This window comes from Achromobacter sp., from assembly GCF_049647645.1.
Lineage (GTDB): Bacteria > Pseudomonadota > Gammaproteobacteria > Burkholderiales > Burkholderiaceae_B > Achromobacter.
In genome coordinates this window covers 44,277-57,366 of the sequence record NZ_JBARYB010000014.1, presented here as the reverse complement: position 1 = coordinate 57,366, position 13,090 = coordinate 44,277, and the positions used below count along the sequence as shown (strand labels likewise).

Genomic DNA, 13,090 nt, shown 5'->3' with positions numbered 1-13,090 from the left:
GCCACCGAACTTGTTCGACAGAACGGTCGTGATAGCTGCCGTCAACGTCGTTTTGCCGTGGTCAACGTGACCAATCGTACCCACGTTCACGTGCGGCTTGGTACGTTCAAACTTGCCTTTTGCCATGGCTGACTCCTGACCTGGATTGCGCTTCAGACTGAAGAAAAGAACTTCGAAATTTGTGGTGCCCATGGCGCGGATCGAACGCGCGACCTCTCCCTTACCAAGGGAGTGCTCTACCACTGAGCCACATGGGCATTTAAAAATCTTGGAGCGGGTGAAGGGAATCGAACCCTCGTCGTAAGCTTGGAAGGCTTCTGCTCTACCATTGAGCTACACCCGCGGCATACCCTTTCACCTTCTCTTTCCCAAACCTCTTTCAATCTAAAGCCCTGGAAAACCTTGCGGCCTTCTTTGCGAAGGTCATTCGGCTTTCCGAGCCTTACATTTTAAATCCAGGCCAACCGCGCCTGGATTTAGGTATGGGTCTCTGGTGGAGGAGGTTGGATTCGAACCAACGTAGGCGCAAGGCCAACAGATTTACAGTCTGCCCCCTTTAACCACTCGGGCACTCCTCCAGCGGAGAATTCGAGATTATGAACACTTTCAAATCCGCTGTCAAACGCTTCGGACAAAATCTTCAAAATCCTTCTTCAACCCCCGCTGCGTTTCCGCGCAGAGGGGGCGAAGCTTACAGGTTTCCGCGAATTGCTGCACGGAAAAGATCGGAATACTGCTCCGGCGTGTAGTTGACGGGGTTGGTGCCGGCCGAGGGATCCTCGGCCGCCATGCGCCCTACCCGCCCCGCCTGGGCATCGTCAATGCCGATTTCCGCCAGGGTGTGGGGGATGTGGAGCGTCTCGCGCAGGCTCAACACCCAATCCAGCACCGCCCCCGGACCGGGATCGGGCAGGTCCAGGTAGCGCGCCAGCGCTTCCAGGCGCGGCGCCACCGCATGCTGGTTGGCTTTCAGAACATACGGCATGAGGATGGCGTTGAGCATGCCGTGATGCGCGTCGTACAACGCGCCCAGCGGATGCGCCAGCGCGTGCATGGCCCCCAATCCGCGCTGGAACGCCGTCGCGCCCATGCTTGAAGCCACCAGCATTTGCAGCCGCGCCTGCAGGTCGCCGCCGTTGGCCACCGCCTGCGGCAGGTAGTCCTTCACCATGCGCATGCCTTCGATCGCGATGCCCGCCGCCATGGGATGGAAGAATGGCGAACAGTAAGCCTCCAGATTGTGGGACAGCGCGTCCATACCGGTCGCCGCCGTGATCTTCGGCGGCAGGCCCACTGTCAATTCGGGGTCCAGGATCACGACGGACGGCAGCATGCGCGCATGGAAGATGATGCGCTTGACCTCGGCGGTTTCGTCCGTGATAACCGACGCGCGCCCCACCTCGGAGCCCGTGCCTGCGGTGGTCGGCACCGCCACCACGGGAGCCATGCCGGCCACGTCGACGCGCAGGTAGTTGTCGCCAATGTCCTCGAAGTCCCACAAGGGCCGCGTCTGCCCGGCCATCAGCGCGATGGCCTTGGCGGCATCCAGCGCCGAGCCGCCCCCGAATGCGATCACGCCGTCGTGGCGGCCATGCTTGAACGCGCGCACGCCGTCGTCGACATTGCGCCCCGTGGGATTGCCTTTGATCTCGTGGAACAGGCCGCATTCCAGCCCGCCGTCCCGACAGGCTTGCACCGCGCCAGCCACCATGGGCAAGGCCGCCAGCCCGGGGTCCGTCACAAGCAGCGGACGCGCCATGCCGAGTCCGCTGCAAAGTTCGGGCAATTCCTTGATACGGCCGGGGCCGGCCTTGATGGCGGTGGGATAGTTCCAATTAACGCTGGGCACGGTCATGGTTCGGTTCCTGAAGGCGTCGTCTCAGACGCTGCGCAGATGAAAGGATTTGGCTTGCGTGAGCTGTTCGTAGCCGACCACCGACAAGGACACGCCACGGCCGGAGTTCTTCACGCCGGTCCACGCCAGCGCGGGATCCAGATAGTCGCAGCGGTTCATGAAGAACGTTCCGGTGCGAACCTGCCGGCCGATATGCAGGGCGGCCTCCTGATCCTGCGTGAAGACCGCCGCCGTCAGCCCATAAGGGCTGTCGTTCATCAGGCCGATGGCTTCCTCATCGCTGTCCACCGCCATGATGCCGACCGCGGGCCCGAAGCATTCGTCGTTCATGATGCGCATGCGATGATCGACCTGTGTCAACAACGCCGGCGCAACATAAGGCGAGCCTATGCTCGCTTCCTTGAAATACGAGCTATCAATCATATTTCTGGCGCCAGCCGAAACCGCTTCTTCAATGATCGCGCGTATCTCGTCGGCGGCCTTCGCACGCACCACTGGACCTAGCGTGGTATCGGCGTGCAGCGGGTTCCCCAGGACATAGCCGCGCGTCAGTTCGACGGCGCGCTCGACGAATTCGTCGTGCCGGGCGCGCGCCACGTAGATGCGCTGGATGCCGCAGCAGGACTGGCCCGAATTGAAGAATGCGCCGTCCACCAGGGTTTCGACCGCGTGATCGATCTTCGCATCCGCCCGCACATAGGCCGGATCGTTGCCGCCGAGTTCCAGGCCTGCGCCTATGAAACGCCCCGCCGCGCTCTCTTCCACGGCATGCCCGCCGCGCACGGAGCCGGTGAACGAGACGTAGCCTATCTCCGGCGCGCGGATCAGCCTGTGCACGATGTCGTGGTTGGCATGCAGATACTGGAACACGCCCTTGGGCGCCCCGGCCTCGCGGAACGCGCGGTCGATAAGTTCCGCGCACAAAGGAGTCTGGTCGGAATGCTTGAGAATGACGGCGTTGCCCGCCATCAGCGCAGGCACGATGCTGTTCACCGCCGTCAACAGGGGATAGTTCCACGGCGCTATCGTCAACGCGACGCCTATCGGTTCGCGGCTGATGAAGCGGGTAAAGCCGGTTTGTTCCGGAACCTGGATGGGCGCCAGCGCTTCGCCAGCAATGGCGATCATGTGGCGCGCGCGGGCCTCGAAACCCGCCACCTCACCCGGCGTGTAGCGCAACGGCCGCCCCATCTGGATGGTTATGGAGCGCGCGATCTCTTCCTTCGCCGCGACGAAGCGGTCGACCGCCGCGGACACGATGCGCCCCCGCGCCTCCACGCCCAGCGCCTGCCACGCGGCTTGCGCAGCCTGGGCGTCGGCAAGCGCCTGCGCGATCTGCGCCTCGCTGGCATAAGGACGGCGCACAACTTCGCGACCGTCGATGGGACTGATGGTGATGAGTTCCTGAGTCATGTCTGCCCTGCGCAAGCGGTTTGGTTTGGATTCAGATGATTTCGAAGTAGCGCGCCAACTCCCAGTCGGTCACGTGGCGCCGGAACTGCCGTTCTTCCCATTCGCGCGTGGCCGCGTAGTGCTCGACGAAGGCGTCGCCGAACAGATGGCGCGCGGCTTCGGATTCGCGCAGCCGCTGCGCGGATTCCCACAACGTGTTGGGCAGGCGCAGATGCGCCGGAAACTGCTGCGTGTAGGCATTGCCCTGCACCATGGGCTCGGGCGTCAACCCTTGTTCGATGCCATACAGCCCCGAAGCCAGTGCGGCCGACAAGGCCAGATAGGGATTGGCGTCGGCCGATCCGATGCGCACCTCGACGCGCTGCGATTTGTCGCTGCCCGGGATCAGCCGCAGCGCGGTGGTGCGGTTTTCCATGCCCCAGGTGGCGTCCAGCGGCGCCCAATATCCGGGCACCAGGCGCGAGTAGCTGTTGATGGTTTGCGCGTACATGGCCATGAACTCCGGCAGGTAGCGCTGCACGCCGGCCATGAAGGCAGTTTGCGTCGTGCTCATGCCGTGCGGCCTGGATTCGTCGTAGAAGGCGGAGCGGTTGGTCTTGTGGTCGCGCAGCGATAGATGGATATGGCCGCTCTGCCCAGGATGATCATGCGACCACTTCGCCATGAAGGTCGCCATCAGCCCGTTCTGCTGCGCCAGCGCCTTGGTGAAGGTCTTGAACAGGAAAGCCTTGTCGCCCGCGGCCGAAGCCTCGTCCACCGCCAGGGCCGCTTCCAGCACGCCCGGCCCGGTCTCGGTGTGCAGGCCCTCGATCGGCATGTCCATGCGCTCGCACATGTCGAGCAGCTTGCGGTAGAAATCGCCTTCGACGGTGCTGCGCAGCACGGAGTAGCCGAAATTTCCCGGCGTCCAGTTCTCCATGTTGCGATAGTTCTTGGCGCGCACGGAGTGTGGCGTTTCGCGGAACATGAAGAACTCGTATTCGAGCGCGGCGTAGACGTCATAACCCATGCCCGCAGCGCGGTCCAAGGTCCGGTGCAGCAGCCGCCGCGGACAGATGGCGCCGGCGTCGCCCTCGAATTCCGCCAGGAACAGCAGCATGTCTTCGCCGCCTGGTCCCTGTTCCAGCGGCAGCCGGCGGCCGCTTTGCGGAATGATCCTGAGCTTGGCGTCGGGATAGGCCGTGTGCCACCCGGTGTACTTGGTGTTGTCGTAGAGCTGATCATCCAGATCCCAGCCGAACACCACGTCGCAGAACGCCAGCCCCGAGCGCAGCGCGCCCAGGAATTTGTCGCGCCGCAAGTATTTTCCCAGCATGACGCCGTCGACGTCGGACAAGCCTACCTTGATGTGCGAGAGCTGGCTGGCTTGCACCAGCCGCTCCGCGTCTTCCACCGTTGCTACCCCTAGTGCATGCATGCTCTTTCACCTTGTGGCTGAAGCGTTGCGTTGGACTGCGGGCGGGCGGCGCGGCGTTCAGGTCATGGCCGCCCCCAGCACCCGCATCGCCTGGCGATGCAGCTGCGGCGTGGCGGCCGCGACGACGCGGCCCTGCGATTCGAGGCTGAGCGGCTGCCCCGACCAATCGGTAATGACGCCGCCCGCCCCTTCGATCACGGGCATCAGCGCCAGATAGTCATACGGTTGCAGGCCGGACTCGACCACCAGGTCGACATGCCCGCTGGCCAGGAGGCCGTAGCTGTAGCAATCGCCGCCGTAGCGGCGCATGCGCGCAGCCTGCGTCAGGGCCTCGAAGGCGGCCAGTTCCGCGCCGGCAAAGATGTCGGGAGAGGTGGCGTACAAAATGGCCTGGCGCAGCTCGGCACAGCCGCTGGTGCGGCATGCAACGCCGTTCAACTGCGCCGCCGCCCCGGCCACGCCGATCCAGCGTTCGTCCAGCATGGGGACGTCGATCACCCCGAGCACGGACTTGCCCCGATGCAGCAACGCCAACAGGGTGCCCCATAGCGGGTTGCCGGAAATGAAGGCGCGCGTGCCGTCGATGGGATCCAGCGACCACACGAACTCCGCTTCGGCATGCGAGGCGCCGAACTCTTCGCCGAAGATGCCGTGGTCGGGGTAATGCTGGGCGATGGCCTCGCGCAAGGCGGCCTCGACCTCCCTGTCCGCCTGCGTGACGGGGCTTTCGTCGGCCTTGGTGTCGACGTCCAGCGGGTGCCGGAACCACTTGCGCGACAAGGGGCGCACACGGTCCGCGAGCACCTGGGCGAATGCGGAGTACGCGGCCAGTTGCTGCGTGGATAACGGCGGTGAAGTTTGCATCGATGAGCTCCAGGCGTGGCGCGGGAGGATGCGCCTACGCCAAAAAAACCCTTGAATACAGGTTTTTCCAGTCTAGACACGTTGCCACAAATTTGCAAACATACATAAAACTGCAACCTGCCAGATTTGTTGCAGAAGACTGCCCGCCTACGTAGCTCGCCACCGTTGCCGTGTATTCCAACCGGAGTTCCATCATGCAATGTATGAAGAAGCTTGGCCTTGTGGTTGCAGTAATTTCCCTAGGTTGGACGCAGGCCCATGCCGGCGCCATCACCGTTTACACCGCGCTCGAGGAAGACGAGATCGCGGCCTACCTGAAGGCCGCCAACGCGGCCATGCCAGACGTGAAGGTCAATGTGCTGCGGCTGTCCACCGGCGACCTGGGCGCCCGCCTGATCGCCGAGGCCTCCAACCCGCAGCAGGACGTGATCTGGGGCTTCGCCGTCAGCAACATGCTGGACCCGCGCCTGCAGAACCTGCTGGAGCCATATGCGGCCAAGGGCATGGACGCCCTGCCCGCTCAGTACAAGGGCGCCGACCAGAAGTGGTTCGCGGCCACCGGCTATGTCGCCGCATTCTGTGTCAACACGGACAGGCTCAAGTCCAAGAACCTGCCCATGCCGACCTCCTGGGAAGACCTGACCAAGCCGGTCTACAAGGGCGAAATAGTTATCCCCAGCCCCGCGGCCTCGGGCACCGGCTATCTGCAGATCGTCGCGCTGCTGCAAGGCATGGGCAAGGAAAAAGGCTGGGCGCTGCTCAAGGACCTGGACAAGAACGTGGCGCAATACACGCCGTCGGGCTCGCGCCCCTGCAAGATGGCCCGCGCCGGCGAGTACGCCATCGGCGTGTCGTTTGCCTTCCCCGCCATGCAGTCCATCGAGGAAGGCTTTCCCATCAAGATGGTGATCCCGTCCAAGTGGGTGGGCTACGAGCTGGAAGCTTCGGGCCTGATGAAGACGGCCAAGAATCCCGCCGACGCCAAGCGCTTCCTCGACTGGACGCTGTCGGCCCAGGCGGGCGGCCTGTACAGCAAATACAAGGAGCTGGTGACCATCCCTGGCGCCACCCCCAACAAGGCCGCCGAGGCCGCGGGCCTGCCCAAGGACCTGACCGCCGTGCTGTATCCCGTGGACTTCCCCAAGTCGGCCGCGGAACGGGACGCCACCATCAAGACCTGGCAGGAAACCATCAAGCGTTGATGGGCCGGCGGCCGGTGGCAAGCCGGCCGCCGCCCGTCCTGGAGACGCCATGTATCTGGAATTGCGCGGGATACGCAAGACGTTCGATGCGTCGATAGCGCTGCAAGACATCGACCTGTCCGTGGGCGAGCATGAATTCGTCTGCCTGCTCGGCCCCAGCGGCTGTGGCAAGACCACTTTGCTTCGCATCGTGGCGGGCCTGCTGCCCTTTGACCACGGCACCATCACCCTGGGCGGGCGCGACCTGAGCGCACTGCCCGCGCGCAAGCGCGGCTTCGGCATCGTGTTCCAGTCGTACTCCCTGTTCCCCAACATGACCGTGGCGGAAAACGTGGGCTACGGCCTGCGCATCCGCGGCGAGCCGCGCGACCGCATCGCCACGCGCGTGAAAGAACTGCTGGCACTGATCAAACTGCCCGACTATGCCGAACGCTATCCACACCAGTTGTCGGGCGGGCAGCAGCAGCGCGTGGCGCTGGCGCGCGCGCTAGCGGTGGATCCGGCGCTGATCCTGCTGGACGAGCCGCTGTCCGCGCTGGATGCGCGCGTGCGCACCGACATGCGCGCCGAGATCCACGAGGTACAGCGACGCCTGAAGATCCCCACCGTGATGGTGACGCACGATCAGGAGGAAGCGCTGACGCTGGCCGACAAGATCGTCTGCATGAACGACGGCCGCATCGAACAGGTCGGCTCGCCTTCCGACCTGTATCTGCGGCCGCGCACGCGCTTCGTGGCGAACTTCGTGGGGCTGAGCAATCTGCTGCCCACCGACTGGGTGCGCGAAGCCATGCCCCAGCTGCTGTCCACGCGGCCCGAGGGCGCCAGCGAACGCTACGAGGCCTGCCTGCGGCCGGAAAGCCTGCGCATCGCCGCGGATGAGCAAGGCCCGGGCCGTGTGCAGGACATGACCTTCATGGGCAATCTCACCCGCTTGCGGGTCGCCTGGCAGGGGCGCGAACTTCTCGTGGAACAGCATGGCGCCGCCGGCTTGTCGCGCGGCGCCCCCGTGCGCCTGGACATGGAGCCGGGCCAGTGCGCCTGGGTCAGCGTATGACGGATCACATCACGCAAACCGGAGCCGCCGCTTGAGCGCCGCCCACGCCAGCACGGCCATCGCGGCGCCCGCCGGCCGCGCGCCCTGGTCGGCAGACCGCGTATTGCTGTGGACCTGCGTCGGTATCCCCCTGGCTGGCCTGGCGCTGTTCTTCCTTTATCCGCTGGCTACCGTGGCCTGGCGCAGTCTGATCGAGAAGGACGGCTCGGTCGGCCTGGGCAACTATGCCGAGGTCTTCGCCACCCGCGGCGTCCTCACCGCCACGCTCAACAGCCTGGTCATGAGCGCCGCCACCACGGTGGTCAGCATCACACTGGGCTTTGCCATCGCCTATGGCTTGGACCGCAGCTGCATGCGCGGCAAGGCTGCCGTGCGGTTGGCGCTGGTGCTGCCGCTGCTGGCGCCGTCGCTGGTGCAGGGCCTGGGGCTGATCTTTCTGCTGGGACGCAATGGGCTGGTACACCGGTGGACCGGCTGGGAAATCGACATCTACGGCTTCTGGGGCCTCTTGATCTCCAACGTGTTCTACGCCCTGCCCCAGGCCGTGCTGATCCTGCAGGCGGCCTTGCGCAACATGGACGCGCGCTATTACGACGCGGCCGAAGTCATGGGCGCCTCCAGCGCGCGCCAGTTTTTCGACATCACCCTGCCCAACTGCAAATTCGGCCTGCTGAGCGCCGCCTTTGTGGTGTTCGTCATCACCATTACCGACTTCGGCAACGCCGCCGTAATCGGCGGCAACTACCGGGTGTTGGCCACCGAGATCTACAGCCAGGTATCCGGGCAGATGAATTTCGGCATGGGTTCCGTGGTCGGCATCCTGCTGCTGCTGCCCTCGCTGATATCGGTGCAGATCGAGCGCGTCGCCTCGCAACGCCAGTTCGGCTCAGCCTCGCCCAGCGGCCTGCGGGTCTCGCCGCAACCGGCGCGCGGACGCGACGCGGCGTTCACCGCCGGCATACTGCTTGCGTGCGGGACGATCATCCTGACCGTGGCCACGGTGATCTTCGCCAGCTTCATGCGGCTCTGGCCCTACCGCATGGAGTGGACGCTGAAGCACTACGACATCACTGTCAGCGGCGGCTACACGCCGCTCTGGACCTCCCTGTATCTTTCGCTGGCGGCGGCAGGCGGCGGCGTGCTGCTGCTGTTCTTCCTGAGCTTCGGCGTATGCCGGATTCCGCGCGCGTGGGCCAAGCTGGTGTACCTGGTGTCGGTACTGCCGGTAGGCGTTCCGGGCCTGGTGCTGGGCCTGTCGTACATCTTCGCCTTCAACGCCCCCGGTACGCCCCTGTACGCGCTATACGGCAGCGCCGCGCTGATCGCCTTGTGCAACTTCTACCACTACCACACGCAAGGCTTCCTGACGATGATGACCGGCATGCGGGCGGTGCCGCAGGCGCTGGAGGAAGCGGTCAGCTGCCTGGGCGGCGGCACGCTGCGGGTGCTGCGCGACGCGGTGCTGCCGCTGATCGGCCCGACCGTGCTGGGCGTGTTCTTCTTTCTGTTCATGCGGTCCATGGTGACCCTGTCGGCGGTGATCTTCCTGGTCACGCCCTCCGTCAGCGTGGCGCCGGTTTCTGTCCTGCGCCTGGACGAAGCCGGCTTCGTCTCGCAGGCCGCAGCCTATTCAACCCTTATCATGCTGGTCGTGGGAGGTTCCCTGCTGGCATTGCGCGCGCTGATCGCCGCAGCCGCGCGGCGCCGGACATAGATTAGGAAGCATCGAACATGTGGCAAGAAGAGCGGTATCAGAGAATCCGCGCCCTGCTGTCTTCATTGCAGCAGGTATCGACCGACCGTATCGTCGGCGAACTCGGGGTTTCGCGCGAAACGGTCAGGCGTGACCTGCTCGAGCTGGAGGCAATGGGGGAATTGCGCCGCGTACACGGCGGCGCCGTGCCGGTGCACAGCGAGCCGCCCATCGCGGAACGCGTGCACACTCGCGTCAAATACAAACGCGCCATCGCGCGCGCGGCCGCAGGCTTGGTATCCAGCGGCCAGACCCTGTTCCTGGACGCGGGCAGCACCACCAGCGTGCTGGCCGACGAACTGGCCAAGCTGTCGGGCCTGACCGTCATCACCAATTCGTTCGACGTGGCCTTGAAGGTCGGAACGGCCGGCAACGGCGCGAACCAGTTGATCATGCTGGGCGGATCCGTGGGCGGCCCGGTATGCGCCACGGCCGGCGACATCACGATCGCCGAGATCCATCGCTATCGGGCGGACCTGGCGCTGCTGTCGCCCGTGGGCGTGGACGCCGAGTTCGGCGCCACCAACTACGACCTGCGCGAGGCCGAAGTGGCGCGCGCCATGGCAGCCAACGCCAAGCAGCTGGTGCTCTTGGCCGACTTCAGCAAGATCGGTCTGTGCAGCCGCGTGTCCTATTGCAGCGCGGACCGCATCGACCACCTGGTCACCAACACCAGCGCGCAGAAGTCGCCCGCCTACGCCGCCTTGAAGTCCGCAGTCGGCAAGGTCGTTGCGGTGTAGCGCGAACGCGCCCGCCGCGTCAGTCCAGCGACACGCCGGCAGTCTTCACCATGTCGGCCCAATACACGGTGTCTTCCTGCAGCCGCGTCTTGAACGCGGCGGGCTGGCTGCCCACCGCCCAACTGCCGCCGCTGTTGATCTTGGCGATCACGGCGGGCGATTTCATCGCCTGCCCCACGGCTTGCGCCAGGTAGGCGATGCGCTCGGGAGGCGTGCCAGCGGGCGCGAACAGTCCATACCAGTCATCGGCGGTAATGCCCTCCATGCCCGCCTGCTTGAGCGTGGGCGCGCCCTTGAAAATGCCGATGCTGTTCTCGTGGCTGAGCGCAAGAATGCGCAGCTTGCCGGCGGCGACCATGGGTTCGGCCGACGCGGGCGACGTTATCAACATATCCACCGTGCCGCCCATCAGGTCGGTGATGGCGGGTGCGGCGCCGCGGTATGGCACATGCACCAGTTTCACGCCGGCCTTCTGCGACAACAGCGCCCCCATCAGATGGCTCATGGTGCCATTGCCGGGCGTCGCGTAGGTCACGGCGCCGGGCTGCTTGCGCGCGGCTTCCAGATAGTCGTTCAGGGTCCGGTACGGGCTCTCGCTGCGCGCCACCAACACCAGCGGAGCAGAGGTGATTTGCGAGATGGGCGTAAAGTCCTTGACCGGATCAAAGCCCACGTTCTTGTAGAGGCGCGGATTGACCGCCATCACGCTGGTCTGCGACATCACCAGGGTGTAGCCGTCTGGCTTGGCGCGCGCTACCTGCGCCGTGCCGACATTGCCGCCCGCGCCCGAGCGGTTTTCCACCACCACGCTCTGGCCCGTGATGGCGCCGAGCTCCTGCGCGATCAGGCGCGCGACGCCGTCATTGCCCCCGCCCGGAGGAAACGGCGACACGACCGTGATGGCCTGCTTGGGATAGTCCGGCAGCGGCGCGGGCGCCTGGGCGTGGACTACGGTCCCCCACAGCAGACCGGCCAGGGCCGCGGCGGCGGCCTGGCGTACGTGCGATGCATGGTGCTTCATCTGGATTTCCCCTTGTGATTGGCAGCCGGATACTCGGCCGTCCTTGGCATTCCGGTTCGGCATGAACCGTCCGCACCCCGGCCGTGAAGGCCGGGGCGTACTTTTCGGATTGATGCGTCTGCTGTGCCGCGAGGCCTGATCAGGCCAGCGCGGCGGTTCCGGTATCAGCGGGCCGGAAAGCGGTAGCCCGCCAATTCGCGTTCGTCGATCTGCTTGACCAGGTTGGTCTCCCAGGCCAGGTACTGGCGCGCGGCGGCCTTGTTGCCGTCGTGGCGGTCATGCACGAAAAACAAATAGTCGATGCAGTCTGCGTCGGCGGGCTCGGCGGGCGTCGATTCCAATGCGATTCCCTGCGCGGACCAGCCCGCCGGATCGCCTGCGTTGGCCTGGATGTCATTCACACCCTGCGCGCGCAGATCCTGTGCGGCCCACGCGGCCAAGGCGGCATCCTCAGCCAGCAGGACCACGGGACGCGCAGCGTCCAGGCTCAGGTTGTCCAGGCGCGGACGGATAGCCCAGCGTGCGCCCGCGATATGGCTAGCGCGAAAGCGCATGCTGGGGCGTAAATCGACAACTTGCTCGCCTTGCGCGATTGCTGCGGCTAGCTGCGCGTCGGTCAGCATGGGAAGTTGCGGCGCCGACGCCTTTTCCACAGGGTTATCCAGGCGCGTCTGCACGCCTTCCCGCAACACGCTGGCGTCCCAGCCCATCTGCCTCAACCAGCTGGCGACCACCGGCGCACGCACGCCTTCGGCATCGAACACCACGATGCGCGCGCCTCGCACCGCTACGTATTGATCGGTGGCCTGGATCAGCTGGCCACCCGGCGTGTGCTGTGCGCCGGGCAAGGAGCCTTGCGCGTACTCTTCGGCGCTGCGCACGTCGCACAGGAAGGTGCTGCGGGTCGCGTCGCGCAACCACGCCTGCGCCTCGTCCACATCCACGATGCGCACGCCATGGCTTTCGGCCAAGCGCGAGGAACGCTGCGCCAACGCGGGCAGGTCCTGCGGCACGATGCCGTCGTCGTAGCGGCGGCGCGCGCCGTGCTCTAGTTGCAGATCTTCCAGATACCAGCCCTGGGTGCCGTTCTCCAGCGCGTAGACGGGATTCGGCACGCCCAGGTTGATCAGCGTCTGCGCGCCGATGATGCTGCGCGTGCGGCCGGCGCAGTTCACCACGATGGTGGTCTGCGGATTGCTCGCCAGCATGTGGGCGCGCAGCGCCAATTCGCCGTTGGGACAGCAGATGCCGCCGGGTATGCTCATCTTCTGGTATTCGGCAAAAGGCCTGCCGTCCAGCACGATCAGATCATCGCCGCGGCGCTGGCGCTCGGCCAGATCGCGCGCGCCAATGCGGGGGGTGTGGAAAACTTCTTCGGCCAGTTCACCGAAGGTTTTGCTGGGCACGTTCACGCCGGCGAACACGGCATAGCCGTCGCGCTGCCATTGCGCGATGCCGCCGGCCAACCGGTGCACGTTGCGGTATCCCAGCGCAGCCAAGGCCTGCGCGGCGCGCGCTGCCGTGTCGTCGGCGCCGCCCTCGTCGTAGACCGCCATCCGCACATCGCGCCGCGGCGCCAGGCGCACGATATCCACTTCCAGCCGGCTGTAGGGTACGGGCGCGGCGTAAAACAAATGCGCCTCGCCATACTGGCCGTGCTCGCGCACGTCCAGCAGCGCGATCTCCGCGCCGTCATGCAGCCATTGCTTGAGCGTGTGCGGATCGATGTCGGCGGCGGAAATGTTTTGGGTGAGGTGCGTCATGGTAT

The 13,090-nt window shown here is 65.3% G+C and carries 11 protein-coding genes and 3 tRNA genes; 4 read left to right on the top strand and 10 right to left on the bottom strand.

Features of this window, described 5'->3' with window-relative positions; genetic code table 11:
- The 8 genes from WBB14_RS01835 to hisN form a co-directional block, all read right to left on the bottom strand.
- On the bottom strand, positions 1-192 hold a 192-nt coding region (locus WBB14_RS01835; protein ID WP_424238315.1), incomplete at its 3' end, for a GTP-binding protein.
- Positions 183-257: transfer RNA gene (locus WBB14_RS01830), tRNA-Thr, on the bottom strand. The genes WBB14_RS01830 and WBB14_RS01835, both read right to left, overlap by 10 nt.
- A gap of 12 nt (positions 258-269) precedes the next feature.
- Positions 270-343 (bottom strand) — tRNA-Gly (locus WBB14_RS01825).
- Positions 344-491: 148 nt separating this feature from the next.
- Positions 492-578, bottom strand: a tRNA-Tyr gene (locus WBB14_RS01820).
- Between the two features lie 113 nt (positions 579-691).
- Complete coding sequence (locus WBB14_RS01815; protein WP_424238314.1) at positions 692-1,855, bottom strand: iron-containing alcohol dehydrogenase; 1,164 nt, start codon at positions 1,853-1,855, stop codon at positions 692-694.
- A 24-nt stretch (positions 1,856-1,879) separates the two neighbouring features.
- Positions 1,880-3,268, bottom strand: coding sequence for an aldehyde dehydrogenase family protein (locus WBB14_RS01810; protein WP_424238313.1), 1,389 nt, complete (start codon positions 3,266-3,268; stop codon positions 1,880-1,882).
- 31 nt (positions 3,269-3,299) lie between these two features.
- Complete coding sequence (locus tag WBB14_RS01805) at positions 3,300-4,685, bottom strand: glutamine synthetase family protein (protein WP_424238312.1); 1,386 nt, start codon at positions 4,683-4,685, stop codon at positions 3,300-3,302.
- A gap of 57 nt (positions 4,686-4,742) precedes the next feature.
- Positions 4,743-5,549 (bottom strand): histidinol-phosphatase, encoded by an 807-nt coding sequence (hisN, locus tag WBB14_RS01800; RefSeq protein WP_424238311.1) that lies wholly within the window; start codon positions 5,547-5,549, stop codon positions 4,743-4,745.
- A gap of 194 nt (positions 5,550-5,743) precedes the next feature.
- On the opposite strand from hisN, the gene WBB14_RS01795 reads away from it, so the two are divergent.
- From WBB14_RS01795 to WBB14_RS01780, 4 genes are read left to right on the top strand one after another with little or no spacing between them, the layout of a single operon-like run.
- A complete protein-coding gene (locus WBB14_RS01795) occupies positions 5,744-6,751 on the top strand; it encodes an ABC transporter substrate-binding protein (RefSeq protein WP_013397039.1) in 1,008 nt (335 codons plus the stop codon).
- A gap of 49 nt (positions 6,752-6,800) precedes the next feature.
- Positions 6,801-7,808: an ABC transporter ATP-binding protein gene (locus WBB14_RS01790; RefSeq protein WP_424238310.1), complete on the top strand. Its 1,008-nt coding sequence runs from the start codon at positions 6,801-6,803 to the stop codon at positions 7,806-7,808.
- 31 nt (positions 7,809-7,839) lie between these two features.
- Complete coding sequence (locus WBB14_RS01785) at positions 7,840-9,522, top strand: ABC transporter permease subunit (RefSeq protein WP_424238309.1); 1,683 nt, start codon at positions 7,840-7,842, stop codon at positions 9,520-9,522.
- Positions 9,523-9,539: 17 nt separating this feature from the next.
- Positions 9,540-10,301 carry a DeoR/GlpR family DNA-binding transcription regulator gene (locus WBB14_RS01780; RefSeq protein WP_013397042.1) on the top strand — a complete coding sequence of 254 codons (762 nt, stop codon included), beginning with the start codon at positions 9,540-9,542 and terminating at the stop codon, positions 10,299-10,301.
- Positions 10,302-10,320: 19 nt separating this feature from the next.
- On the opposite strand, the gene WBB14_RS01775 is transcribed toward WBB14_RS01780, so the two are convergent.
- Together WBB14_RS01775 and WBB14_RS01770 are read right to left on the bottom strand one after the other, a co-directional pair.
- The gene (locus tag WBB14_RS01775; RefSeq protein WP_424238308.1) at positions 10,321-11,322 is read right to left on the bottom strand and encodes a Bug family tripartite tricarboxylate transporter substrate binding protein; all 1,002 of its coding nucleotides are present in this window, start codon (positions 11,320-11,322) and stop codon (positions 10,321-10,323) included.
- 164 nt (positions 11,323-11,486) lie between these two features.
- The gene (locus WBB14_RS01770) at positions 11,487-13,085 is read right to left on the bottom strand and encodes a rhodanese-like domain-containing protein (protein WP_424238307.1); all 1,599 of its coding nucleotides are present in this window, start codon (positions 13,083-13,085) and stop codon (positions 11,487-11,489) included.
- Between the last annotated feature and the right edge of the window lie 5 nt (positions 13,086-13,090).